Annotated in this window: 22 protein-coding genes; 10 read left to right on the forward strand and 12 right to left on the reverse strand. The window is 47.7% G+C overall.

Going from position 1 to position 26636, the window contains the following annotated elements; genetic code table 11:
• Window positions 1–13 precede the first annotated feature (13 nt).
• Together AC1DSE_RS00210 and AC1DSE_RS00215 are read left to right on the forward strand one after the other, a co-directional pair.
• Window positions 14–1150 carry a peptidylprolyl isomerase gene (locus tag AC1DSE_RS00210; RefSeq protein ID WP_477510929.1) on the forward strand — a complete coding sequence of 379 codons (1137 nt, stop codon included), beginning with the start codon at window positions 14–16 and terminating at the stop codon, window positions 1148–1150.
• 398 nt (window positions 1151–1548) lie between these two features.
• Window positions 1549–2421, forward strand: a complete 873-nt coding sequence (locus AC1DSE_RS00215; RefSeq protein WP_477510930.1) for an aldose epimerase family protein — start codon at window positions 1549–1551, stop codon at window positions 2419–2421.
• Window positions 2422–2541: 120 nt separating this feature from the next.
• Here AC1DSE_RS00215 and deoC read toward each other — a convergent pair whose 3' ends face one another.
• On the reverse strand, window positions 2542–3231 hold the full coding sequence (gene deoC, locus AC1DSE_RS00220; RefSeq protein ID WP_477510931.1) for a deoxyribose-phosphate aldolase: 690 nt from the start codon (window positions 3229–3231) through the stop codon (window positions 2542–2544).
• Window positions 3232–3513: 282 nt separating this feature from the next.
• Between deoC and AC1DSE_RS00225 the strand changes: the two genes are divergently transcribed.
• Window positions 3514–5175: a PAS domain S-box protein gene (locus AC1DSE_RS00225; protein ID WP_477510932.1), complete on the forward strand. Its 1662-nt coding sequence runs from the start codon at window positions 3514–3516 to the stop codon at window positions 5173–5175.
• Window positions 5176–5205: 30 nt separating this feature from the next.
• Here AC1DSE_RS00225 and AC1DSE_RS00230 read toward each other — a convergent pair whose 3' ends face one another.
• From AC1DSE_RS00230 to AC1DSE_RS00265, 8 genes are all read right to left on the reverse strand, one after another.
• Window positions 5206–6402: an MFS transporter gene (locus AC1DSE_RS00230; protein WP_477527302.1), complete on the reverse strand. Its 1197-nt coding sequence runs from the start codon at window positions 6400–6402 to the stop codon at window positions 5206–5208.
• 404 nt (window positions 6403–6806) lie between these two features.
• On the reverse strand, window positions 6807–7640 hold the full coding sequence (locus AC1DSE_RS00235) for a carbohydrate ABC transporter permease (RefSeq protein WP_076268419.1): 834 nt from the start codon (window positions 7638–7640) through the stop codon (window positions 6807–6809).
• Window positions 7630–8538, reverse strand: a complete 909-nt coding sequence (locus tag AC1DSE_RS00240; protein WP_477510934.1) for a carbohydrate ABC transporter permease — start codon at window positions 8536–8538, stop codon at window positions 7630–7632. Before AC1DSE_RS00240 ends, AC1DSE_RS00235 begins: the two co-directional genes overlap by 11 nt.
• A 105-nt stretch (window positions 8539–8643) precedes the next feature.
• Window positions 8644–9969: an ABC transporter substrate-binding protein gene (locus tag AC1DSE_RS00245; protein WP_477527303.1), complete on the reverse strand. Its 1326-nt coding sequence runs from the start codon at window positions 9967–9969 to the stop codon at window positions 8644–8646.
• Between the two features lie 180 nt (window positions 9970–10149).
• Window positions 10150–13392: a discoidin domain-containing protein gene (locus AC1DSE_RS00250; protein WP_477527304.1), complete on the reverse strand. Its 3243-nt coding sequence runs from the start codon at window positions 13390–13392 to the stop codon at window positions 10150–10152.
• A 276-nt stretch (window positions 13393–13668) separates the two neighbouring features.
• The gene (locus AC1DSE_RS00255; protein WP_477510937.1) at window positions 13669–14445 is read right to left on the reverse strand and encodes a response regulator transcription factor; all 777 of its coding nucleotides are present in this window, start codon (window positions 14443–14445) and stop codon (window positions 13669–13671) included.
• On the reverse strand, window positions 14418–16172 hold the full coding sequence (locus tag AC1DSE_RS00260) for a cache domain-containing sensor histidine kinase (protein ID WP_477510938.1): 1755 nt from the start codon (window positions 16170–16172) through the stop codon (window positions 14418–14420). The genes AC1DSE_RS00255 and AC1DSE_RS00260 overlap by 28 nt, the downstream gene beginning before the upstream one ends.
• A 186-nt stretch (window positions 16173–16358) precedes the next feature.
• Complete coding sequence (locus AC1DSE_RS00265; RefSeq protein WP_477510939.1) at window positions 16359–17714, reverse strand: FAD-dependent oxidoreductase; 1356 nt, start codon at window positions 17712–17714, stop codon at window positions 16359–16361.
• Between the two features lie 161 nt (window positions 17715–17875).
• Here AC1DSE_RS00265 and AC1DSE_RS00270 point away from each other — a divergent pair, with 161 nt between their 5' ends.
• Window positions 17876–18898, forward strand: a complete 1023-nt coding sequence (locus tag AC1DSE_RS00270; RefSeq protein ID WP_477527305.1) for a LacI family DNA-binding transcriptional regulator — start codon at window positions 17876–17878, stop codon at window positions 18896–18898.
• A gap of 9 nt (window positions 18899–18907) precedes the next feature.
• Here the strand turns inward: AC1DSE_RS00270 and AC1DSE_RS00275 are convergent, their stop codons facing one another.
• Window positions 18908–19699 carry a sugar phosphate isomerase/epimerase family protein gene (locus tag AC1DSE_RS00275; RefSeq protein ID WP_477510941.1) on the reverse strand — a complete coding sequence of 264 codons (792 nt, stop codon included), beginning with the start codon at window positions 19697–19699 and terminating at the stop codon, window positions 18908–18910.
• Window positions 19700–19839: 140 nt separating this feature from the next.
• Here AC1DSE_RS00275 and AC1DSE_RS00280 point away from each other — a divergent pair, with 140 nt between their 5' ends.
• Window positions 19840–20676: a helix-turn-helix domain-containing protein gene (locus AC1DSE_RS00280; protein ID WP_477510942.1), complete on the forward strand. Its 837-nt coding sequence runs from the start codon at window positions 19840–19842 to the stop codon at window positions 20674–20676.
• Between the two features lie 38 nt (window positions 20677–20714).
• Here the strand turns inward: AC1DSE_RS00280 and AC1DSE_RS00285 are convergent, their stop codons facing one another.
• Complete coding sequence (locus tag AC1DSE_RS00285; RefSeq protein WP_477510943.1) at window positions 20715–21578, reverse strand: helix-turn-helix domain-containing protein; 864 nt, start codon at window positions 21576–21578, stop codon at window positions 20715–20717.
• Between the two features lie 141 nt (window positions 21579–21719).
• Here AC1DSE_RS00285 and AC1DSE_RS00290 point away from each other — a divergent pair, with 141 nt between their 5' ends.
• The gene (locus tag AC1DSE_RS00290) at window positions 21720–22835 is read left to right on the forward strand and encodes a glycoside hydrolase family 88 protein (RefSeq protein ID WP_477510944.1); all 1116 of its coding nucleotides are present in this window, start codon (window positions 21720–21722) and stop codon (window positions 22833–22835) included.
• Window positions 22836–22958: 123 nt separating this feature from the next.
• Here AC1DSE_RS00290 and AC1DSE_RS00295 read toward each other — a convergent pair whose 3' ends face one another.
• A complete protein-coding gene (locus AC1DSE_RS00295; RefSeq protein ID WP_477510945.1) occupies window positions 22959–23420 on the reverse strand; it encodes a cupin domain-containing protein in 462 nt (153 codons plus the stop codon).
• 211 nt (window positions 23421–23631) lie between these two features.
• On the opposite strand from AC1DSE_RS00295, the gene AC1DSE_RS00300 reads away from it, so the two are divergent.
• From AC1DSE_RS00300 to AC1DSE_RS00315, 4 genes are all read left to right on the forward strand, one after another.
• Window positions 23632–23994 (forward strand): hypothetical protein, encoded by a 363-nt coding sequence (locus tag AC1DSE_RS00300; protein WP_477510946.1) that lies wholly within the window; start codon window positions 23632–23634, stop codon window positions 23992–23994.
• A 48-nt stretch (window positions 23995–24042) separates the two neighbouring features.
• Window positions 24043–24534 carry a cation:proton antiporter regulatory subunit gene (locus AC1DSE_RS00305; protein WP_339206454.1) on the forward strand — a complete coding sequence of 164 codons (492 nt, stop codon included), beginning with the start codon at window positions 24043–24045 and terminating at the stop codon, window positions 24532–24534.
• Window positions 24535–24536: 2 nt separating this feature from the next.
• A complete protein-coding gene (locus AC1DSE_RS00310) occupies window positions 24537–25760 on the forward strand; it encodes a cation:proton antiporter (RefSeq protein WP_076268433.1) in 1224 nt (407 codons plus the stop codon).
• Window positions 25761–25952: 192 nt separating this feature from the next.
• Complete coding sequence (locus AC1DSE_RS00315; protein WP_076268628.1) at window positions 25953–26627, forward strand: response regulator transcription factor; 675 nt, start codon at window positions 25953–25955, stop codon at window positions 26625–26627.
• The last annotated feature ends 9 nt before the right edge of the window (window positions 26628–26636 follow it).

Consider the following 26636-nt stretch of genomic DNA (forward strand, 5'->3'; position numbering starts at 1 on the left):
GGGAGTTTATGGAATGAATAACAAGGAATCGCAGCCAAACAAAGACGCAGAAAACGAATTGACTGCGAAGGAAGAACGTTACGAGCTCGAACAGACAGAAGAGCAGGACAAGCTTTCGGATCAAGATACAGCTATCGAAGAGGAGCTTCAACAAGAATTAAACGAAGAGCTTCCTGAAGCATCAAACGACGAGGTTCGTGCTGCTGCCCTAAATTCGGAGAGCGTTCATCAGGCTCCCAAAGGCGGAAGCGGTAAAGCATGGTTGATCGTCTCAGCAGTACTAGCTATTTTGCTGATCGTCGTATTAATTAAACCGCCATTTGGATCAAGCAATGAAACCGTGGCAACTGTCAACGGTGTCAACATAGGGAAAGACAGACTTTACGATGAGCTAGTTAAAGCAGGCGGTCCGGCTACACTTGAGAACATCATTACACAAGAGCTGATCTTCCAAGAAGCAGAAGCAAATAACGTCAAAGTTACAGACGCTGACGTGGATGCTGAAATTGCGCTGATCAAGAAGAGCTTCGGTACGGACGAGCAGTTCAGTAATGCACTTGCTCAGTACAACATGACGCTTGAAAACTTGAAAAGCGATACAAAAATCAATCTAACGATTCGTAAAGTTTTGGAGCCAAAAACAGACGTAACTGCGGAAGAAATTCAACAGTTCTATGATACGAACAAAGCTGCACTTGGCACGCCTGAGCAAATTCAAGCTTCACACATTTTGGTAGCTACAAAAGAAGAAGCTGACGCTATTCTAGCTGAGCTTAAGCAAGGCGGCGACTTCGCTGCAATTGCAAAAGCGAAATCGATCGACCCAGGTTCGAAAGATAATGGCGGAGATCTTGGCCTATTCGGAAAAGGAAAAATGGTTCCTGAGTTCGAAGCTGCTGCTTTTGCTCTAAAAATCAATGAAATCAGCGGTGTTGTTCAAACCGAAAACGGCTTCCACATTATTAAGAAAACAGCTGAGAAAGCTGCTGTTGTTCCAACGTTCGAAGAGAAAAAAGAAGAAATTAAGAACCAGCTTGTTGCTACAGAAGCAAATGAGCTATCCGAAGCTTGGATGACAGAAATTCGTGCAAAAGCAAAAATCACGAACACACTGACTCCAGCAGCTACTGACGCTCCAAAAGCTGAATAATAGCTAATGCTTTCTTTAAAGGGACTGTGCTTCATAGGTTATTTATAACCTGTGGGCACAGTCCTTTTTTCACAATAAAAAGCCCCCCTTTCACCCGGAGGGATGGGCTTCAGGGAGGCTTTGGCTTCAGAAAGACAGATGAGCCTCTTCAATTTTATGTCATTCTTCTGAAGTTAATATATATTATTCTATGACTATCAATTGGCGTAGATGATTGTTTTACTAGATTCGACCATTTTAAAACAGGCAATCGATCGGTTAGGGATAGTCGTACGGATGACGGGGAGGGCGAAATGACTCTGTAGGCGTGATTTAGGACATAAATAGTGAGGTAGCGTGTATTGCGAATATGATATGATGGTGAAATATGCCATGTACCTATTATTGGAGGGAAACAAGTGAGCAACTACGAAGTACGCAGCTATAAGGATACGTATACCTTGTATGAGTTAACGGAAGAAAGCACGCAATCCCGCATCATTGTATGTCCAGAGCGCGGCGGTATCGTTATCGGCTGCCAGCTGCATGGACTAGAGCTCTTTTATTTGGACAAAGCGACGTTTGAGAACCCCACAGCCAATATCCGCGGAGGCAATCCGATCCTGTTCCCAATTAGCGGGCAGCTTGCTAACCAAACTTATGAGTGGAACGGTCAATCGTACACGATGGCTAATCACGGCGTTGCCCGTACTGCTGTATGGGATGTTGTCAGTACAAAAACGGATGGTGAGGCTTCGATTACAATCCGCCTGCAAAGCAATGAAGAAACGCTGCGCTCCTACCCTTTTGCATTCGAATTGTTGTTTACCTATGTACTGCAGGATGGTCAATTACATACGCGTCAGCTGTACCGCAATCTAAGCGAAGCAGCTGCGATGCCTTTTTATGCTGGCTTCCATCCTTATTTCGCCATTGATTCGGATAAAAAGATCGCATATGAAAGCGATGCTACCCGCTATGTCGATTATAACGATAATGTAGAGAAACCATTTGATGGTGTTATCGACTTGGAAGGACTTGTGGAATCCGTATGCCTGCTCGATGCGAAGAAGAGCGAAATCTCCTTCGTCGCTTTGCAAGGCGCTCGCGTTCGTCTAACTTACGATGACATTTTCAAATATATGGTACTTTGGTCCGTTAAGGATCGGCCTTTCGTATGTGTAGAGCCATGGATGGCTGAAAATGGTGAGCTTAACCGTCAAGAGGAGCTTGTCATGCTGAACGCTGGCGAAGAGCTGCATGCCAACATGACGATTAGCTGCGAACGTTAAGTCCTGTCTCTTTGGACGAACGATTCAGCCATTAAGCAAAAAAAGAGAGGGAAGCCTTGCAAGCCATGGGTTCGGTTCCATGGTGCAAGGCTTCCCTCTTTTCATTTTAAGAGCAACGAACTAATAGCCTTCGCCTTGACCGCCTGTAACGATAGCGATACCAGAGCTTGCTCCAATACGTGTAGCGCCCGCTGCGAACATTTGCAAAGCAGTTTCCCGGTCGCGTACGCCGCCGGATGCTTTCACACCGAGGTCAGGACCTACCGTACGGCGCATCAGCGCGATATCCTCTACCGTAGCGCCTCCCTTGCCAAAACCCGTCGATGTCTTCACGAAATCTGCGCCAGCCTGTTTGCAAATTTCACATGCGACAACCTTTTCTTCATCCGTTAGAAGTCCCGTTTCAAGAATAACTTTAAGCAGGGCTTGTCCTTTAACCGCCGCAGCTACACCCTCAACATCACGCTTCACGCCTTCAAGATCGCCTGATTTCATCAAGCCGATGTTTAAAACCATATCCACTTCCGTTGCTCCAGCTTCAATAGCAAACTTCGCTTCTGCTGCCTTAGATGCCGTCATCGTCGCTCCTAATGGGAAACCAACGACTGTCGTTATGCCTACTCCCGATCCCTTTAGTTCTTCAGCAGCTGTTGCTACCCAGCCTGCATTTACGCAAACCGTTGCAAATTGATACTGCTTAGCCTCGCGGCAAATTTGAAGTACCTCATCCTTTGTTGCATCAGCTTTAAGTATTGTATGATCGATCATCGCCGCTATTTCCGCAGGCGATAAATTCATATCGTTGCTCATTTTGCTGCTCCTCCTCTATCATTTTGATTGCTCCAAACATTGCTCTGCCGGTACGCCTCATCCCTATCCTATCCAAACGAATGGGCGAGATACGCATGATACGTTTCATTATACGAAGCTTTGTTCAAAACAACAATAATATAGCGCCGAAAATACCACATGCTTACTTTTTTGCAGATGATCTTTCCTACAGAAGTCATGTGGACAAACGGATGGTTGTGTTCTATTCTTTACTATGTACTAACAAACTTATCCAGTCTGAACCGCAGAGAGGTGCGCAGCTTGACCTTGTTTTCGAAATCAAAGCGCGAAGCTGATTTATTCGGCAGCGCTTTTCATTATGCCTCAATAGGCATGGCATTAGTAGATTTAGATGGTCGTTTTATCGTAGCCAACCCTTCCGCTCAAACGATGCTGGGTTATGAGGAGAAAGAGCTTATCAATCTTACGTTTGGCCAAATTACCCATCCGGATGACTTGGAAGAGGATTACCGCTACGTGAAACAGCTGCTCGAGGGCGAAATCGACACCTTTCAAATGGAGAAGAGATACTTCAAAAAGACCGGCGGCATTGTAACCGTGCTTCTTTCCGTATCCCTTGTATATGATAGGCATGGCGCCCCCCGTCATTTTATATCGCAAATGATGGACATTACAGAGAAGACGCAAGCCGTGTCGGAAGTAAGGCAGCTTACGATGCGTATCTCCACTATTTTGGAGAGTATCTCAGATGCATTTTTCTCACTGGATCATGAATTTAGGTTTATCTATACGAACAATGCGACTCAGGAACTATTTAAGCGAAACAAGGAACAATTGATTGGTTATAGCATATGGGAGCTATTCCCTTGGCTCGCAGAGTCCATAAGCCATCTAGAATATAGGTTGTCTATGGAAACCAATCAGCACCGCATGTATGAGCAATTTATTCCACGGCTTAATAATTGGTTTGAGTCGAATTTATACCCGTCCGAATTTGGACTCTCCGTTCATTTTCGCCAAATTACAGAGCGGAAGCGAATCGCTGACAAGCTGCTGGAGAGCGAGAAGAGCTTCCGGCTGCTTGCTGAAAATTCAAGCGACATGATCTCCAAGCATGATCGAGATGGGTTATTTACTTATGTATCCCCTGCTTGCTATATGCTGCTAGGCTTTCGTGATGACGAGCTGATTGGATCGTCACCGTTTGTTTTGTATCATCCTGATGACAGAGGGAGAATGCTCGAAAATCAGGAGCTCATTTACAGCAACGTTGAAGCCAATACCATTACTTATCGCATGCGCCGCAAGGAAGGCATTTATCGCTGGCTCGAAACGACCTCCCGCGTCATTTATCATGATGGTGATCGCACGCAGACGATCGTTTCTGTCTCCAGAGACGTTACCCCTCGCAAAGAAAATGAGTTGAAAATGATTGAAAAATATCAATTATTACATAAGCTCTCGCATGTGGATGAGTTGACCAATATTGCAAATCGGCGAGTGTTTGATGAGTCTTGGAACAAGGAATGGCTGGAAGCGCAGCATCACCATATGCCGATCACGCTCATGCTGGGCGATATCGACAACTTCAAATTATTCAATGATACGTTCGGGCATCAAAAAGGCGACGAATGTCTCAGACAAATCGCCGCCGCATTGCGGAGCGCCCTGAAGCGTCCGCTTGATATTGTCGCCCGCTATGGGGGCGAGGAATTTGGATTTATTTTACCTCAAACGAGTGAAGAACGCGCCGACAATATTGCATCTAGACTTCTGGAAGCGGTCAGACAATTAAAAATACCGCATGCAGAATTATCCGGCTGCCAGCAGGTTACGATAAGCTTGGGCTCAGCGACATGGAAGCCTGGCTGCTCCGCTAAGCAAGACGAGCTGTTTACCTATGCAGACAAAGCGCTGTACCAGGCGAAGCGCGAAGGAAAAGATCGATACGTATCACACTAACCACGCGATCGTCGCTGCTGTTTTTCTCGGCTACGATCGCTTTGCTATTTCCGCCAAACCCGCTTGCTTAAGCTGCTTCTCATACACGAAATATACAACTAAGTAAATGACGAAGAACAGACTGGATACGAGATACATCGTCGCATAATTCGACCATGTCGCGACTAGACCAAGCAGCATGGCTCCGCTTCCGATTCCGATATCGAATGCATTATAAAAAGTTGCAGTCGCTACCCCTCTTCGCTGCGGCTCCACCCTGTCAATTACCCAAGCCTGCAAGCCTGGGAAAATAGCCCCGAAGCCCGCTCCATAAAACACCGCTGCAAGCAGCAATGTTCCAGTAGATTTCGTCACATAAAGGATTATGCAGCCCACGATACAAGATATTGCCGCAGGAAACAGTACCCAGAATCTCCCCTTCGAATCGAAAATCCGTCCGCTGATAAAACGTATCAAAAATTCGCTTATAGCAAGGACAAGGAAGAAAAAACCTATATTTTGTACGCCTGTTTCTTTGCCGAACAATGTGATAAAGCTGATAACACCGCCCAGAGACAAACCTACAAGCAGTCCTAATAAAGAAGGCATAAGTGCTTTCGGCTCAATAAACCGCAGCATGAATGAGGTTTCCGTGGCGGACGCTATTTGCGCCTTTGCCCTCTCCTCTTTGGTGTCACCTTTGACGAAGGCCGTACAAACCATCGCAATTAGCAGTATACATGCGCCAACAATGAACAATACGGAGAAACCAAACTCCTCCATCAACCATATGCCAAGGAAGGGCCCGAGCGAAATGGCTACAGCATTCCCTGTACCGAAAAACCCCATGCCCTCTCCTCTTCGGGAGGCAGGTATAATGTCCGAAGCAACCGTTCCGTACAAGGTCGTTGAAATACCGAAGCCTACACCATGCACGATACGAAGCATAAGCATCATCGTAATCGTCACTGCGGCGTAATAGCTGGCCGTACCGATTAAACAAATGGCTACACCGACGAGAAGCAGCAGCTTTTTGCCAAATTTATCAGAAGCCATACCAACAAAAGGTCTTAAAATAACGGCTGAAAAAGTAAATAAACCAATAATGAGTCCGATCTCAGCATCCGACCCGCCTTTATTTGCCGCAAACATCGGAAGTGTAGGCAGCAGCATCTCCAGTGATAAGAACAAAAATAAATTAGATAAAATCAACAAAACAAACGGTTTGGTCCAGAGTGATTCCTTCACCTTATTAATTCCTCTCTTGTTGCTAATAGTCGTGCCTATATTTCCTATAATGGCAAATTGATCTTCTGCACAAAATGGCACTCCTACATGATATCAGCAAAATTGATGTTCGTGACGATGTTTTATTCAAAGAAGGCAAGCTGACCGACGAAGAGTTTGATCAAATCAAGCTCCATCTATTATATTAGGGAAAGAGTTCTGTTTGGAATAATATTTGACAGTACCTATTAAAAAAAGCTCCAAAAGGAGCCTTATCATTACTCTTCTAGTTCACCAGTTTATTTATAATACCATGTTATCGACGTAAAGAATCACTCTTTTAACATATGACTTTTTTTTCGTTTCGAAGTAGCTGCAAAAAACAAACGTCAGTCCATTGTTGGGCTGACGTTTGTATGTGAATATTATTTCAAGCCCGTATTGGCAATGCCTTCAATAAACTTATTTTGAGCCAGGAAGAAAACAACCAGAATCGGGACAGTTGCTATGGTCGAAGCGGCAAGCAGCAGCGGCCAGTCCACGCCGGTATCCGTAGTAAGCAGCGATAAGCCGATCGGCAGCGTGAACAATTCCTTCGTATTTAAATAAATTAGCGGTTCAAAAAACTCGTTCCAGCTATTCATGAATGTAAAGATGCTTACGGTTGCCAATGCGGGCGTGGCAATCGGGAGCATAATCGACCTGAACGTGCGCCACGGCGAACACCCGTCTACTTTGGCTGCTTCATCCAGTTCAATAGGAACGGTAATTAGAAACTGACGTACGAGAAATACACCAAACATCCCTCCCGCTCCAAGCATTGGCGGAAGAATCAGAGGAATATGCGTATCGATGAATCCGAGTTTTGATATCCAGCTGAATAAAGGAATGGCCGTAACTTCTGTAGGAATCATCATCCCGCTGAGCAGGAACAGAAAGATCGCGTTTTTGAATGGAAAGTGCAATCTGGCAAACGCATAGCCTGCCAATGCGGACAAGAAACAAGTGCCTGCCGTGACGAGCACAGCGATATATATACTATTAAAAAAGTAGAGATGAAACGGCATTTCCGTAAACACGCGAATATAATTGAACCATTCCCAAGCTTCGGGTATCCACTGGGGCGGAAATAGAAACACCTCGGAATCCGTCTTCAAGGATGTGCTGACCATCCAAAAAAAAGGGAACAACACGATGAAGGAAACGATTGTTAGAACCAGATAGGATGCAAGGTTGGATGTTATCTTTTTATTGTTCATAATGTACCCATCTCTTTCTCAGTTTCCACTGTATCAAAGTCAGAACCAGGATAATGCTGAACAAAATAAATGCCAGTGCCGATGCATAACCGAATTCGTAGGAGCGGAACGCTTGTTTGAAAATGTAGAAGACCATCACGTACGTGCTAGTTCCCGGCCCTCCGCCTGTCATCACATAGATTTGTCCGAACACTTTAAGAGAACCGATAACGGTTATTATCGTTATCATGAATACGGCTGGCGTAATCATTGGCAATGTAATGGATTTAAAGGTTTCCCAGCGCGAAGCACCATCAATTTTGGAAGCCTCGTAATAATCCTTCGGCACATCGTGCAGAGCAGCCAGGAAGATGACCATGTTCATGCCCACGCCTTTGAGCGCACTGACCACTATAACGGTAGGCATCGTCCAAGTTTCTGAGAAAAGCCAGGCAATCTCCGTTCCGCCAAACGTTCGGATCAGCAGATTGACTAATCCGCCGTCCGTAGAGAAAATAAACTTCCATACGATCCCCCAAACCACGAGGGAAACGACTACCGGCGTAAAGATCGCGGTCCGAAACAAGCCGATGCCCCATATTTTCCGTTTCAATAGCATGGCCAGCAAAAGCGATAAAACAATGTTCAGCGGGACCAAGCCCGCAGAGAAATATACGGTATTCACGACCGTATCCCAGAAGACGGGATCATCGCGCATCGCGTAAATATAGTTATCTAAACCAATGTACGCTGTATCTCCAAATAACGACCAATTCGTAAAGCTCATCACGAAAGCGTACACGATCGGGCCAAACAGAAAGATTATATATCCTGCCACAATAGGCAGTATGAATAAATATCCCATCCACATTTCTTTTGATCTCAAAGATGCTAAACCCGCAGACTTACCTCCGGCCATTCGCGCCTACCTCCTGTTGTCAATATGACGCAACCCTCCCTATAATCTACGAGACCGCCCTATTGTTCATATGGCGATCTCGCAATGCTCCATCGTTCTGGAGGGTTATTTCAATAGAGGATTAATGCTGTCTTCCATAATTTTTAACGCTTGCTCGGTTGTCGTGGAACCGAGCAAAATCGCATCCATGTTTAATGTCACCTGCTCGTCAATCTTGACCCAGTTCGGATGAGAAGGCCGGATTGTACCTTCGGCCAACCGATCGTACGCAGCCACTTTCATCGTTTCAACAGTCGGGAATGGGAACTTGTTAAGATACTCATCGGAGTATAGGACAGACTTTCTCTGCGGCACAAAAAACTGGGCTACTTTAGCTGCATTTTCCTTATTACTAATAAATTTTAAATATTCCAATGCTTCTTCCGGATACTCTGCGTCTTTGAAGATCGAATAGCCTCCAAAGCCGATAGGCACCGTGACGCCATGGTCGCCTTTCGGAAGCGGAGCAATATCCCATTCGAAATCGACTTTGTCACGGTAAGCGCTTGTACGGGTAACGTTTTCAAACGCCATACCAAGCTTACCTGTATCAAAAGTTAACTGCTCGCCGATGCTTGGATGCGCTTTCTTATCGAGCAGCCCTTTAAAGAGATTGATCGCTTTGGCCGTCTCCGGCGTGTTCATAGCGAATTTAGTTGTGTCTTCGTTGAATATTTCTCCACCCATCGCCCAAATCAATGGAATCAGATTGTCGGACCAGTTGGAGGAACTTTGTATGAACTTCACGCCGTATACCCCTTCTTGCGGTTTGGAGATCGCTTCGGACGCTTTGACCATCTCATCGTAAGTCCAGTTGTCCTCTYCATAAAGCTGCATTGGCGACTTCAATCCATTCGCTTCAAACAGTTTTTTATTGTAGAAAACTACCTGAGGCGGCGTAGAGAATGGAATACCGTAGAGTTTGCCGTCCTTTTCAAATGCAGTGAGCGTGGATGGTATTATATCACCGAACGCATAAGCCGCGTCCTCTTTCACGGACGAAATATCGAGCAGCTGGCCCCCATTCATAAATTGCGGAATCATGCGCTCTGAGATCCATACGATATCAGGCGAGGTTTTGGTCGCTGCCATGATCGCCAGTTTCTGCTGGTAGTCCGCCCATGGAATCACGGAAGTTTTGACTGTCACATTCGGATGGAGCTTCTTGTATTCCTCAGCAAGCTCGTCATACAACGCCACCTGGGCATCACTGCCCCAAACGGACATCTTAAGCTCGATAGGATCTTTTGACTCAGCAGCCACTTCCGCACTCGGCGTATTGTTCGCTTTTTCCTTTGCGGCGCCATTATTGTTATTGCCTTTCCCTCCACATGCGCTCAGCAACCCGAGCAGCAATACCATTGACAGCAAGACAAACCCGTATTTTTTCATTTTTATGCCCCTCTCTACGTTTGTAATCGTTTTCTATCACTAGTATAGATCTGATGGCTTCCAGAAAAAATAACGCGAATTCGAGAAAAACTATGTAAATTCGAGTACTTTAATTGAACCAGCTGAATAACAGAACTTCGGCCTAAGCCCGCGTAACAAGGACTTAGGCCGAGATGGTTCCTAATCGTTGACGAAGCCGACAAACACCTCATTGATTCTGGCCATCATATCGTTCAAATTGCCGTTGCCCCATGACGGACGGACAAAATGGAAGCGCAATGCAGTCGTCACGACGGGGTTTTCCAAATTCAACGTCGTATACTGACCCAAAAAAGCGTCCTGATTATTATCTCGGACTTCGGCTATCGTCTTCCACTCTCCGTCTTCCAAAATCTGCAGATCAAAATCTCTGACATGCCAGTTGGCCGAGCCTATAACCGGCACATGTCCGCTCCACAGCTTCACTTGGTTGATCGTTTGCTCCGTTGTCCAGTCCAGTATCAGATAAGGCGTTTGGGAGCCTTTTGATATCCACCGGGTTTCCAAGCTTCCGTMCAGTACTCTTTCTTTTGTATTTGTACCCAGCGTGGAGTCGACCGACAACTGCGCAGTAATCGCCAGATTATTGGTTACATTAAGAACGAACTCTCCAGTGCGAGCAACGCCATCCAAGACGACAGTTGCCTGTAATGCTGCTTCTCCAGCTTGAATCGCGGTAACCACGCCCGTATGATCAACAGTCACTACATCCGGCGTCAGACTTATGAAAGATATGTCCGCATTTTCTAACGAAACGTGAGATCCTGTATTGTATGTGCCGGTCACATGCAGTTGGGTAGTCATGCCCGGCACCAGCTGCAAACGATCCGCCTTTACTTCTACGGCCGCAAGTTCGACAGGAGGGTAGGTTTCAACCCGCAGGTAAGGCCTATAGCTAGAGTCTTGTCCATTGTATAGCTGAGTCAGATAACCGGTTTGATCGGCATCCTGCGCAAAAGCAAGCGATATCGTACGATCGCCATCCAGACGTTCATGCACGAGCACAGACGCATCGAATACATACCAGACGTTCTCGCTGTTATTATTCAGCCGCACAGTCGAGAGCTTTTGCTCAAGCTCTGGCGGAGACTGATACATATCCCATTTCATGGTATCGCCGTCCCAGTCATTGCTATCCACTGCATAGAGAGAAGTTGCCGCTCCCATCTCTCCAACAGGGCTCTCAAGCGCTTGTCCATACACGTAGAGCCATGCGGTAGCCAGCTTGCCTTCAATGGAATTCAGATCAAATTGCAGATAGCTTCTCGCCGATTCGCTATCATCTCCGCCTTTAATCTGTAAAAGTTCCGCAACCTGAGCGTTCTGAGCATTTTGCTGTACGCTTGCTGCCTTGGTTGCCGGCAGCAGTTCGGAAACCACCACTTGATTCTCATAATCCGTCCCGGTATTTCCACTGATCTCATTGCCGGAGAGAAGAATATTCGTGCCGTGCGAAATCTTAACGCCATTCGTATTCCCCGTAACATGATTATCCTGAATGACAATATTCTCGGGTATGCCTGCGCCGTTCCCGGCGTTGGTGGGATCGCCGTCGTCTTTCATTGCAATGATACCCCAGAAGCCAGAAGCCGTATTGTTCACGATCTGATTGCCCTTCACAATTGTTCCGGGCGCATTTTTCAGACGTATTCCCTGGCTCCCCACGTTCGTAAATCCGGTAATGATATTATTCTCGATAATCGTATCCGGAGATCCCAAGTACACCTGTACCCCATACCGTTTCACATTCTCGATTAAATTGTTATGAATGTAATTGCCTGGTCCAGCAGCATCATGCGTAGCGCCCGGATTGCCGACGCCTACAGCCGCTTCGCCGCCGCCAACGATATGATTGCCGCTTACTTCATTCATATACTCGTCTTCTCCGTGGAAATCGATAGCGTCTAATGCCGAGTTCAAGTAGTAGTTGTTTTCAATGAGATTGTTATGCGTGTAAGAATGCGCCATCGTTCCGTGACGCAGATAGGGACCGATAAACTCGTTGTTGCGAACGACATTGAAACGAGAGTCGTCCTCTCTGCCGAGCCGGCTTTCCTTGGATTTGCCTTCGATGGAAACGCCATATCCGTTTCCGCCCTCGGCTAAGTTCGTTGCATTGCGAAAAAGCGAATTTTCCACAATAACATCATGACTGTTCGTAATGACAACGCCGATCCGTTGAAACTTCTCGATCGTCAGTCCGTCCAGCGTAATGTTATATGACGGTTTGCCGGAAGCGGCAGTAATCATGATCACCTGCTTAGGTCCGCCCCGATCGGGATTCGCAACCGACGTATTCGTTGAATAATTCAAGTCCCAGCTGGACGTAATTGTCATGTTGCTGATCTTAATATTGTTTTGTCCGGCCATGCGGAATACGATGCCTTCAACCGTAGCATATTCTTCCTGTTCATTAGCATGGTCGGAGACAAGCAGAACGCCATCCTGGCTCTCGCCGCGCATCTGCACGCCGGATTTCATAATGAAATGGGTAACTCCGTCCATATCGGTGCTCGTTAGTTGATAGTGTCCGTTCGGAAGATACACTTCGTCCCCAAGCTTCGCTGCAGCAAGTGCAGCCCGGATAGCTTGCGCGTCATCTATTCCGTTGTCGGCAGGATCGGCGCCGAAGTCCAGGACATTATACGTAGAGCCGGTCACTGTCTGTGCCTCATGCGGTACATGCGGTGTGCCATCCGCATAATAGAGACCAGCTTTTGTCGGAATTGGGGAATCCGGATCCGGTCCCGTTGGCGGAATCTCCACATCCCTTACTATAAATCCGTCCACATGGGGAGGGTAAACCTGAATTTCTGAAATGCTTGTCCATTCGCTTGCTCCGCGCCCGACAACCCGTACATAACGGGCGGTGACGGATTCAAAACCAAAGGCCTCAACCTGGATCGTAGTGCCGCTGCTATCGCCGCTGTATACGCGGCTCCAGTTGGTCTGGTCGTTCGAAACCTCGATAGCAATGGTCTTGCTGCGATTGTCTCCCCGGTAGAAAGCGACTCCCAGATAAGAAACCAGCTGTTCCGAGCCCAGATCCAGTTCGATCCATTGCCCGTCATCATACGCCGACCACCTTGTCTGAATATCACCGTCAATGGCATATTCCGGAATATTAGAATCGCTGCCGCTGGCCCGATAACCCGCGATCGTCAGCGGGGTTGCACTCGTCGTCTCCATGACGTGAACAACGAATGGCGGTTCCGCCTCAACACTGTAATCGTCCGAAGCGCCGTTCTCGAAATCCTCGAATACAATTCGGTTGGCAGACTCCGCTTCGGCTTCGGCCTGCACGCGGCTCGAGCCCATCAAACCCGTGAACAGCATACTCAGGATTAATAATAACACTGTAGATCTTTTTGTAAGACTAGTCATTATCCACCACATCCTTTCTTTCATGTCATTTCATTAGCTCTTCTCTTGCGGTCTTATTGTAAACGCTTCCAACAAAAACCAGCCCAAGCTTCCTCTTACACCTCCCGAATATCCGAATGTAATCATTCTGTCGCAATACATGAAGTCTCTGCACCAATTAGGAGCGCTTAACAATAAGTATACAAGTCAGCCTGTCAGTGAAAAACAACGTATTTTCGAGAAAAACTACGATATTCATAGCATCTGTTTTGTTTTGTGCTCAATGATCTGACCGGCCTAACTCAGCGGCCTTTTTCTATATTCGGTAGGCTTCGCTCCGCAATGCTGCCGAAACACGGCCATAAAGTGATTGGCGCTGGCATAACCGCAAAGGTTGGCTACCTCGTATATTTTCAGATGTGTATGGGTCAGCAGCTCCTTGGCTTTACTCATCCGGCAGGCCGTCACATAATCAGAATAGTTTTGTCCGGTTTTCACTTTAAACAATGTGGATAAATATTGATGATTCAAATGCACCTGCTCCGCGATGAATGGAAGTGAAACATCCTGATCCAGACAAGAGACGACCAGTTCCTTCACTCTTCGAATCGTCAGATCTTCATGGGCTGCTTCGGCGTTAGGCATCTCTACCGCCCGCTCGCGGTCCAGCCGCGCTTTCAAATTCAATAGAAAATGGGAAAGCTCAATCCGGTCCACCGGCTTCAGGATGTAATCCGACGCATTGTGACGCATCGCCGCCTTGGCATAAGTGAAATCTTCATAACCGCTGATGATTAATACAGGAAGGCTCGGATACAACCCCCGGACATGCCGCAATAACTCGATTCCGTTCATCTGGGGCATACGGATATCCGTAATCAGCAAATCCACCGATTGCATTCTGAGAAGCTCCAGCGCAGCGAAACCGTGTTCCGCTTCCGCGGTTACCCTGTAACTGCCGATCACTTCCTCGATCATTATCTTTAACCCTTCCTGAATTTTCTTCTCGTCTTCTACCAGCATCACATTGTACATTCCAATTCCCCCTATCGTAATGGCAGCCGGATTCTCCATTGTGTTCCGGAAGCCTCATCGCTCTCCACGCTTAAGCCGTATTCCACGCCATAAAGCAGTTGGATGCGATGGTGAATATTTTTGATGGCATAACCTTTAAGCGTATCTCCAAACTTTGGACGGCTGCCGTCCCGCTCCGGCTTGCACAACATCTGATGGCGAACCGCCAATAACCGTTGCGGCGGCATCCCCACCCCATTATCCTGTACAGTCAGGAGTAAATCCTGATCCAGAACGGATGCCCTGATCGTTATCGTTAATCCGCTATTGCCCATTCCGTGCTCCAATGCATTCTCAACCAGCGGCTGAAGCAGCAGCTTTGGTACAAGACAAGATTCGAAGGACGGATCCACATACATTTCCGAACTCAGCTTCTCGCCATGCCTGGATAACTGAATTTGCAAATAAGCGTTAACGAACCGTATCTCCTCCTTCAATTGCACCGGTCGTTCCTGTTTGTCAACCGTGTATCTCAGCATTCTCCCCAAACTGGCAACAATGTCGCTGATTTCGAGATTTCTCTCCTTCAGCGCCTGCATGCTTACCAACTCCAACGTGTTGTACAGAAAATGCGGATTAATCTGGCTTTGCAGAGCCGACAGCTCGGCTTCGCGTTCGCGCAGTTTCGTTTCATATACCTCCTTGACCAGCCGCTCCACTTCCGTCACCATCAGATTGAAACCCTGGGCCAATTGCCCGATTTCATCGCGATTCATCAAGCTCAAATCTGCCCGTTCGCTGAAAGCCCCGTCCTTTACCCGCCGCATGCGCGATTGAAGATAACGGATCGGCCTGACCAGCCGCTCTGACGTGAAAATCGCAAACAAATAGGCAATGATAAGCGATATGACTGAAATGAGGATCGTAAATCCGACGATTTCCTTGCCGCCCCGTTGCAAATCAGCCATCGGGATAAGTCCATGAATATTCACTTTCGTTGATTTGGAGTGCATGGTTGTGTACAGATAAGTCTGACCGTTCCAATCTATCGTTCCGTCCCCCGGACCATTATCCGGGAAATTAACCGGTTTATCCGGAAATAACAGCTCGCCGTTATCCTTTGTCAAGTAAAACTGGCTGTTTTCGCTGAGCCATACTTCTGACAATAACGCCTCGAGCTCTTTCATGTTAAAATCAATTTTGACGACCCCAATGCTTTGGCCCGTTGCAGGGTGATTCAACGCTCTGGCAGCGGAAATAACCCGTTCCGATCGTTTGTAATAAGTCGTCTCGTGAGGTTCGATAATGACAAGCCTACCTTCCGCATCCAGCACCTCCTGCATCCAGCTATTCCCTTTCTCGTTCCAATAGCGCTGCGTCAGTTTTTCTTGGACGCTGTACATAATGCCGTCGCGGGTGAAAAAGATCATTCGTTCAATTCCGGGCTGATCCAATGTGAGCGAAGCCGCTACTCTTGCCATCTTGGTAATTTCCGCCGACGGAATAAGCTTCTCCTCGCCTGATTCTTCATAACTGTGCTTCTCCAAAATCCGCAGCACGTCTTCGTTATACAAGGGAGCCACAGTTATTCTGTCTGCGTCTTTTATCGTATTTTCCAAATTAATTTTCACTTGATTCATAATTTGCATGGAGTACGCCCTGGAGTTTTTTTCGGTTTCCTCCGCAAATTTATTGTAAGTGCTGATTCCACTTATCAGGAATGGAATGGTGATAAGCAGAACGAACATGGTAATAAATTTGGCTCGTATCGAAATATACCGCTTCATTCACCCATTCCCCCTGACAGATTTTAAACGCACACATGTACTATCACATGGTAAAAAGGCCGCTCATCCGGTAGAGTGTTTGTTTTCCAACAAACTTCCGATACGAGGCGACCTTATAAAAAAGTCTACCATGACCCAATTATTACTTCAATTGAATTTGGTCGTTATCTCGCAGGCGGATGCGCGCTATACAGTCTGCCCGCTGCGCAGCAGCGCGCCGTTATGAATTAGACGCTCCTGCAGCTGTCCAATGTCGATTTTTCCCGGTGATATCCCCTGCTCCCATGCCATTGCTGCCGCCGTACCCGCAGCCTGTCCCGTCGCCATGCAGCTAGGTGTCAGACGCGTCGTTGCCAGTGCCTCATGCGTCGTCGAGATGCAGCGGCCTGCTACGAGCAGATTGTCAATCCGCTTCGGCAGCAAACAACGGTAAGGAATATCGTACGCCCCGTCGCCCTGTACCCATGCGGCCTGTACGCCCTTGCCGGACGGATCGTGAATGTCGATGGGATAGCCGCTTCGTGCAATGCAATCATCAAACGCTCGTCCATCTACAACATCCTGTACCTGGAGTGAATAGCAGCCGTCTATTCTGCGGCTCTCGCGTATGCCGATTTGCGCTCCGACCGAAGAGATGGAAGCGTTCTCGAAGCCTGGCAAGCAGCGGGTCATGAATTCCGCGACCATGCGCACCTGCTTCCTGCCCTGCACCTCTCCTTCCGTCAAATCCTCCAATTCAGTTCCGTCCAGCCCTTGAACACGAGTCGTATTGACAAGCACTTCGTCCGGTCCCGGACCTGTGAAGAAAAGGACCTGGTCTCTGTTAATGGGCAGATCAGCCTCCTTCCAATGCTTGAAGTAACCCAATACGCCGGACAATGGCAGTTCCTCCAGCTCATCGAAAGGCGTCTTCTTGTAAAACTCGTCCGGATGGTCGATCATATACCGTTTAACTCTCGCCAGGTCAACGCCTCTCATTCGGAACTTCATCGTCATCGGCTGCGTCAATTTGTCGCTGTCGCGTCCTTGCAAGCACGGCGCACCTGAAAGATAGGCCAGATCGGCGTCCCCTGTCGCATCGATGAACTGCTTCGCCGAAATTTCGTACTTCCCGGACTTGGTAGCGAGTCGTACCGTTTCAATGAGGCCTTCCCCGGTCTGCACTTCGTCCATGAAGCTGTGCAGCAGCACCTTCACGCCCGCCTCGCGCAGCATATCAATAATTAACACCTTATACACTTCAGGATCATAAGGGGTGATCGTCTTTACAAAGCCTACCGTATCGCGAACGTGTCCGGGCGATGCTCCCTCGGCCATCAAGCGGTCTACAATTTCCTGCGCCGTTCCGGCAATGACCTGTTTGCCATCCATTGTGTGAAAGGTCATCCATGGATAGACCAGAGCTGCAGTCGACATGCCGCCAAGAAAACCGTATCGTTCAATCAGCAGCGTTCGCGCCCCGCTTCTTCCAGCTGCCAGCGCCGCATTGATCCCCGCCGGCCCTCCGCCGCATACCACAATATCCGTCTCTATTTTTCTCATGCTTAACCCCTCCTCTGAAAGTACTCTCATTATAGGAGCGGGGGGACTTCTAAAGTAGTTTAACTTTAGTTTAAAATAGAACTGTCGAGCGTTAGCGTGGACGATAGCTTTACGTACGCATCCCCTAACCAAACGGAGAAAAGAGGAAGGCGGTTTTGAAATTGGGAACTCGTAAATCGATTACTCTGCACGATCTTTCCAAAGAACTTGGTCTTTCGATTCAGACCATATCCAAGGCGCTGAGCGGACGAGCCGGCATGTCCGAGGAAACGCGGAGCCGCATTATTCGAACAGCCTTCGTACGCGGCTATTTGACTGTATCTCAGGCACGTGAGATGGTCAGCCGCGGCATCACGCCCTATCCTACCTTCCAGTTTCGATTTGTATTGATACAATCCCGGCAATCTATGAATTACAACGTATTGTTGACAGAGGGGATAAGAGAAAGGCTCGATCAATTGGAGCATCGACTGGATAGTTATGTGCTGGATGAGGATGTGCCGGATCACGCATTCTCGGACTGGATGGAGCAGCTTAATTTGCCGACGGCGGACGGTCTGTTCATCGCGCCCCGGCTGCTCTCGGACTCCACGGAGCGCAAGCTGTTCGAGCTGCCTTTACCCAAGGTACTGATTAATTATCCGAGACCACTTTCCCGAATCGACAGCGTAATCTGGGATGTGTTCGAAGCCGTCTGCATGGCCGTGGACCGGCTTGCGCAGCTTGGCCATACCCGTATTATGTATGTAGGAGATATTCACAGCCAGCGGGKGTATACAAGAAGATGGCAGGCGTTTGAGGAAATGATGGGTGAGCTTCAGTTGGATTATGACGCAGAACTGCAAATAACAGACGTTTGGGACGAGTGTATGCTGATCGACAAGCTGCGCAGCAGCCAACCAACAGCAATCATTGCCGGCATCGATGAAGATATCGTAAGGCTGTATGACAGCCTTACCTCTCTCGGCTATCGCATCCCGGAGGACATCTCCTTAGTCGGCTTGGCCAACGGACCGGTGGCGGCGCTACCGCATTTAAGCCGCCCCCAGCTTCTGATCAAGGAGACCGGATATAAAGCGGCTGACAAAATGCTGTGGCGCCTCGCCAACAATGGCGAGCCTTGCGAGCATATCCGTATTGCCGGCCCTTTCCATAACGGGCAAACCATCCGGCGCTTCAGCTGAGAAGCGCCGTTATCGTTTGATGTTCGGACGAGCATTGGGTTGCAGAATTGACATTAGATGATATAGATTGGTAAAGCTAGTTTGCACGCAGCCCATCGGTGCTGTTCTGCAAACATCCTGTTCTACTACGTACCACTCGACTCCATTCTCCTCTCCCCAGCGAATAATCGGTTCGAATTCAATCGATCCTGTACCGATTTCCGCGAATGCCTGCTCACCGTCTGCGGTCATATCCTTCATATGGATAATCGGCATCCTGTCCGCATAGGGCTTGAAGAATGATGCAGGCTCAAAACCGCCTTTCTGAAGCCAATATACATCCAGCTCTGCAAGGATTTCATTGTCTGCACCAGCCTCAAGCAAGTACGAAAGCGCATCCTGCCCCTCTATCACCGTTTCAAATTCAAAAGCATGATTGTGATAGCTGATTCGGAAGCCTTCACCCTTCAGCTGCTTCGCAATACCATTTAAATCTTTCTTCAGTTGTTTGTATCCGCCTTCATTTTGCAGCTCAGCGGGAATACTCGGGCAAATAATATCCCTTGTGCCAAACAGCCTGGCGTCCGAGACCACTTTGCTTGTGTTCGCAACAATGTCATGGTAACCAACATGCATGCCTGCGGTCTTCAATCCAACTTCGTCCAAAACCGCTTTGAGTTCCTGTGGGTCATAGCCTTGAAAGCCCGCAAACTGTACGCCGCCATAGCCAATTTGACTTATTTTACGAAGAACTCCCGGGAAATCTGCAAGGCATTCCTCGCGAAGCGTATACAATTGAACCGCAATCTTATCCTTCAACAAACTACCATCTCCCTTCACTTCATTAATCCCCAGTATAGTGACAACTGATTTAGAAGTGAATATCCGATTCTCTGCTTGTTGACTTATTTTGCAACATTTATGATAGTAGAAATAGTTTACTCACTTGGAGGTGGCAGCAAATGATGGACGCATCGTGGATCGATTGCCTGTTGATCGGTTATTCTCATCATACTTCTCCATTCACCGGCTCCTTGCAAAAAGGCACAAACGACAATCGCTTGCTCCTGCGCTTCCAGGTAAAAGGGACATGCCGTGTCGAGATTAATGATGAGACATATGTTGTACAGCCCGGTGATCTGATCATCCGCAAGCCAGGGGAATACTACCGATTAGTGGTTGAGGCCGATAAAGACACTGAAGATTCTCAGCTAATTGAGAGTGCCGATTACTACTTATCCTGCAGCGGAGTATGGGCTCAGCAGTGGTGCATCAGGAATGATTTTCCAAGCAAGGTTCATCTGGATACGGCGGAAGACTTCTTGGCATTGTGGAGAAAACTAATTTATGAGAAGCGGAATATTCATGGGGATAATGCGGAAATGATGGACGCTTTGATCAAAGTTTTATGTCTAACTATCGAGAGGTATGTAAAGATGGCGGCGGCCTCCAGGCCTGAGCTCAACATTCCTTACAAAATGAAGCAGTATTTGGAGAAGCATGCTACCGATCCGCTGACGTTGACCCATATCGCCGAACGTTATGGCATCAGCGTATCGACAGCCTCCCACTTGTTCAAGCAAGCGTTCGGTCAATCTCCAATGCGTTATGTCATTGAGATCAGGCTGTCTATTGCCTCGGAGAGAATTCTATATAGCGACATGAAACTGGAAGATATCGCCGAAGCCTCCGGGTTTCACAGCTATCCTTATTTTAGCCGCGCCTTCCGGAATCATTTTCACACCAGTCCCAGCAAATACCGCGTTCGGAACCAGCTTCGCAAGGCAGAGAATCCTTAATTGGAACGATGCATCTATTCTATTGCCGCTGCTCCCCGCTACAGCCTTAGGCGGTATTGATGCGGAGATACGCCCATAATCCGTTTGAACAGGCTTATAAAATAAGAGGTGCTCGTAAACCCTACCTGCTCGCCGATCACTTCTACGGATTTGTTCGTCGTTTGAAGCAGACTGCAAGCCTGCTGCATTCTGCGGGCTGTCAAATAACCGGTAATGCTGCTACCCGTCTCTTGCCGAAACAGCCGGGACAAATAAGATTTTGACATATGGAGCTCGTCCGCAAGCAGCTCCAGCTGGAAGGGCTCCCCGTAATGATCTTCAATCCATGCCATAACACGTTCCGATTGGCGAATAGGCTTCATATGCTCCTCCTGCTCGGGCCCCGGAATAACCTTTCGTTTAATTAACGACAATACCTTTAACAAATAAAGCGCGCTCTGCTCTTCGTTGCTGCTGGCGGAGGAAGCGAGTAGGCCATTCTGGAATGCGGAGCAAGCGGCATTCAACTCTTCATTGCAATCGATCATATCTATGCCCTGCAAAACGATAAGCCCTTGAAGCATTCGTTTATAGACGTCATAAAGAGCCGGAAACGTTCTTAAGTAGCCCTTCATAAATACAGGGTCGAAATGAAAGACGCTGCGTTCATATGGCCGGCTTTCATCCACTTCCACATAAACATTATGCAGCTGATAGGGCTCGAAATAAAACAGCATGCCTGGCTTAAGCTCGTACGTCTTCTGATTAACGGTAACCATGCCGTGTCCCTGATGCACAGCCAGCACCTCAAAACCCCTATGAAAGTGGTAATACCCCTCGAAATCTTGCTGCGACCAGTTGCGGTATGACCAAAGAAAAGACAATCCCCCGTAGTCCATTTCCTGAAACAGCGTCCCCTTCACTGACTGCACCCCTTCATTTCAACAAGTCAACAGAACAACATTTTTAACCATTGTAGCGTAACTTTGTCCATTTGTCAGAGACTATAATGATAGCAAGCAGCTTAACCACAATCATGGGTCAACGAGGAGGCTTACTACAAAATGAATCAGGCATACAAAGAAAAAATATTGGTGCAATTAACCGAAAAGGTAGAGCGCATGATAAACCAAATTGGAGATAAAACGCCTCATGTGGCAAAAACCAACGGCATCTATGACAACACAGAAGATAACTGGTGGACGTCCGGCTTCTGGCCCGGCATGCTCTGGGTTATGCATGATGCAACAGGGAAAGAGTCATTCAAGGCAGCTGCTTGGGAATGGGACGCCAAGCTGGAGCGCTGCTTCTGCGAGTATCCGGTACAATTGCATCACGATGTGGGCTTTCAGTTTCTGCCGACTGCTGTCATCAAATACGAATTAACGGGCGATCAGGAAGGTCTGCGAATCGGTTTGGAGGCGGCAAACTTCCTAGCGGGCCGCTTCAACGTGAATGGCGAGTTTATTCGTGCGTGGAACGGGCAAGAGGCTTACGGCTGGGCCATTGTTGATTGCATGATGAATATCCCCCTATTGTTCTGGGCAAGCCGCACGACAGGCGACCCGCGTTACAAGCATATCGCGATACGTCACGCGGATACCTTCCTCCGTTACGCCATTCGCGAGGACGGCTCGGTATGTCATATTTTATCTTTTGATCCGGAGACAGGCGCGTTTATAGAACCGCTGGGCGGTCAAGGCTTTTCCAGCTCTTCGGCGTGGAGCCGAGGCAATGCCTGGGCACTTTATGGCCTAGCGATTGCTTACCGATGCACCGGGCTTGAGCGTTATTTGCACGCGGCGAAGCGGGTAGCGCATTACTTTGTCGCCGCCCTGCCGGAAGACGATGTGCCGTATTGGGATTTTCGCGTAGCAAACATAGAAAATGAGCCGCGCGATACTTCCGCTGCCGCCATCGCAGCATCCGGCCTGCTCGAACTTACCGAGCTGGTTCCATCCGCGGAACGCCGAATCTATAACGCGGCTGCCGAGAGAATCCTGTATTCACTAAGCGTGAATTATGCGACCTGGGACAATCCGGACCATGAAGCAATTCTTCTCCAAGGCACCGGACATAAGCCTGAAAACGCCAACATCAACGTATCACTTATTTACGGAGACTACTACTTCGTAGAGGCATTCGCCAAGCTTAACGGCTGGAGCCACCGGATCTTTTAGCCAGCCTCGTTCCTTTGATCATAATAGGCCACGTACGAAGCTTCTTAATTGCAAAATAAGAGCCATCCGGGAAAGAAACTTCACTCCTCGGATGGCTCTTCAACATTTATTTAATGATCGTAATTATCGCTTAATGAGCTGGAAATCATCATAATGGAAACCCGGAGCTACAACGCATGAAACGAGTACAGGCTCGTCCCCTAGCAGGTGGGACATTTGCCATTCGTTAGCCGGCACTAATGCTTGCGGCTGATGACCTGCCAGCACATCAGGTCCAACAATAATTTCTTTTCTAGTTTCCGGCGAATCTTCGGTACCGCCAAGCGTAAGCATTAATGGACTGCCCGAATGCCACATCCACAGCTCGTCTGAATAAACCTTATGCCAATCTGAAAACTCACCTGGATGAAGCATAAAATAAATTGATGATGCTGCGAAGCGTGGTCCTGAATAAGGAGCTCCAAGCACCTCCTGCGGTATTGTGAAACCAGCCTTCCAAATTTCCTTGTACCAGCCGCCCTCGATATGCTCCTTCAAACCAAGCGTTTGTACGAGCGGTGACAATTGTTTCACTTCTGCTCCCATCCATTTCAACCTTCTTTCTCTCTTTTACGTACTATTCGCCTAAAAAAATCGTTTACTTATTTTATAACGCTTATGGTTTATCGTCAATTCATTAAACAGCTGGGAATAGAGGGCAATAATCTTTTTTTCTTTGTTAATATGTAACATCGCCTTTTTAAATTTCAATTTATAAGTTATACTTATATTAACGAAATCTTTTGGAGGTGGACAGATGAACAATGGCATACATGATTTCAGTCGCATTAGCCGCAAGCATTTAATGAACTTGTTCCTTATTGTTCCGCTGCTGCTCGCAGCGCTGTTCGCCTACCAAGCAGGCAATATGTTTGAGTTAACAGCTGGTGCAAGCCGCATTACTACGGCAGCCAAATATGCGACGTCAACCGTACGCAAACAGAGCACCACTGCCACAACATTTTTACCTGAAAACGCACTCGTTGCCGCCTATATGCATGCTCTCATGCTTATTTATTGGCGTTCCACAACCCTATCCGCACTCGTCACTACTTATCGACAGAGATTGCGCGATCTGCTCATGACTCCGATTAAATTCACTTCCCATTTCGTTGGTTAATCCTCTCATTTTGTTCGTATACTAACAACAAATGAGGAGGCATACACAATGAATATTAGAGAATCCGATCTGCCCGGCATTGGCCGAAAGTACCAAGTTATGACGAGGAGCGGCGATAAGTTTGTCATTATTATTCATGATGACGGACGCCGTGAGATGTATCACTTTGACTATGAGGATCCAGATGATAGCATTTCCATGGTTACCCTAGAGGATGAAGAAGCAAGACAAGTCGCTGCCATCATTGGCGGTATGACTTACAAGCCGAAAGCGCTTGAAACGATTGAAGTCGCACTCGATGATTTAACGATTGAGTGGTACAAGATTGAACCAAACGCCGCATGCATTGGCAGAACAATCGGCCAGGCCGATATTCGCCAAACGACTGGAGCGACCATTATCGCTGCGGTTGAGAAGGAAGCAAAACATATTAATCCCGGCCCCGACTATATATTCAAAGCAGATACTACCCTCATCGTTGCAGGTGAACGCCAGCATCTGAAGCTACTTAAGCTGATGCTGCAAAATGGGAGCCGTTAATTATGGATCACATGGTGCTGGAGATCGGTCTTGCTGTTATACTCATCGCCTTAGTCGGGCTGTTAGCTGCAAAAATTCGATTTTCCGTCATCCCGTTTTATATTTTAATCGGCATGGCCGTAGGTCCACATGCTCCGCACGTAGGCATACTGGACTTTAGGTTTATTCATAGTGCAGAACTAATTGAATTCATGGGGCGGCTAGGTGTGCTGTTCCTCCTGTTCTATTTAGGTCTGGAATTTTCTGTGGGTCGATTAATGAAATCGGGTCGCTCAATAGCGGTAGGCGGAACGATCTATATTCTGATCAACTTTTCACTTGGCTTATTATTTGGCTGGATCAACGACTTCCCTGTAGCGGAAACCATGGTCATCGCCGGCATTACAACGATCTCATCGAGCGCTATCGTCGCGAAGGTGCTCGTCGATTTAAAGAGGACTGCCAACCCGGAGACAGAAATGATTCTCGGCATCATTATGTTCGAGGATATCTTCCTTGCTGTATATATTTCCGTGCTATCCGGACTCGTGCTCAGTGATTCGTCATCTTTAGGCGGAGTACTCCTGTCTGCTTCCTATGCATTAGGATTCATGCTGCTCTTCTTGATTATCGGCAGGAAGGCTGCACCGCTCCTGAACAAAATTCTCAATATTCGCTCGAATGAACTGTTTCTGCTGCTCGTATTCGGCTTCCTGTTCCTCGTAGCAGGCTTCTCCGAAACGATTCACGTCGCTGAGGCGATCGGCGCTTTGCTTGTAGGCTTAGTACTAGCTGAGACTGTTCATATGAAGCGGATTGAGCATATGATTTTGCCTTTCCGTGACTTCTTCGGCGCTTTATTTTTCTTCAGCTTCGGACTGACCATCGACCCATTCGCACTTGGCGGAGCCGTATGGCTGTCACTTGGTGCGGTTGCCGTTACACTATTCGGTAACTTCTTGGCAGGCATGTTAGCCGGTAAAAGTGCTGGCTTAACGCCGAAGGCATCGGCTAATATAGGTTTGACCATCGTATCTCGCGGCGAGTTCTCCATCATTATGGCGAACCTCGGCAAAGCAGGCGGCTTGCTTGAGCTCCTGCAGCCATTCGCTGCCTTGTATGTACTCATTCTGGCGATATTGGGACCACTTCTGACTAAGGAGTCAAAGTGGGTATTCAAAGTGTTAAACAAAGTATTTAGGTGGGAAAAAGGAAAGAAAGCACGGGAGCCTGGAAGCAAGGGCTGACCAAGCAATGAATAGAAAGGGATCTAGCCGTTGTCGGCTAGGTCCCTTTCTTTATTTTCAAATAAATTCCTATTGCTGATTCACATCAAACGTTGCTTTATGGTATGCATTCCGCCAAGCTCTGCCGTATAATCGAAGCAGAACAGCTAAAATAAGGGATCAAAATGAATGAACGAAAGGAAATTTATAAAAATGACGGCATCACTGCTATATATTGAAGATGATATCGAAATCGGAAGCTTTGTCTCACAGCATTTGCAAGAGCAAGGCTATAAGGTTGAATGGTTAAAAAATGGCGAGCATGCACTCGAGGCCGCTGCAGGCTGCAGACTCGTCATCCTAGACGTTATGCTGCCGGGTCTCGATGGTTTTACTATTGGACAACGTCTGAAAAARGCGGCGCCGGATGTCCCGATTCTCATGCTTTCAGCGCGTACCTCCATCGATGATAAGCTGCAAGGGCTGCAGTTCGCTGACGACTACCTCACCAAGCCTTTTCATCCCGACGAGCTGACCGCACGCATCGAAGTGCTCCTTCGCAGGTCAGGCGCACGCCTTGCTGAACCTTTGGCTATTAAGCATCTGCTTGTCTATGAGCAGCAAAACCGGGTGGAAAACCGTGAGACCGGGGAAGAAATTATGCTGACAGGCAAGCAGTTTCACATTTTCAGCTATCTGCTTCGCCATTTGGGACAACTGCTTACGAAAGAGCAAATCTATGAGGCTGTATGGGGAGAATCCTTTATTGATGGAGATAAAACGTTGATGGTTCATATCCGTTATTTGAGGGAAAAAATCGAACGAAACCCCGCTGCTCCTGAAATCATTGAGACGGTACGCGGCATCGGCTATCGGGTGCGCGCATGAAGATGCCCA

The organism is Paenibacillus sp. 01L418 (assembly GCF_056400045.1).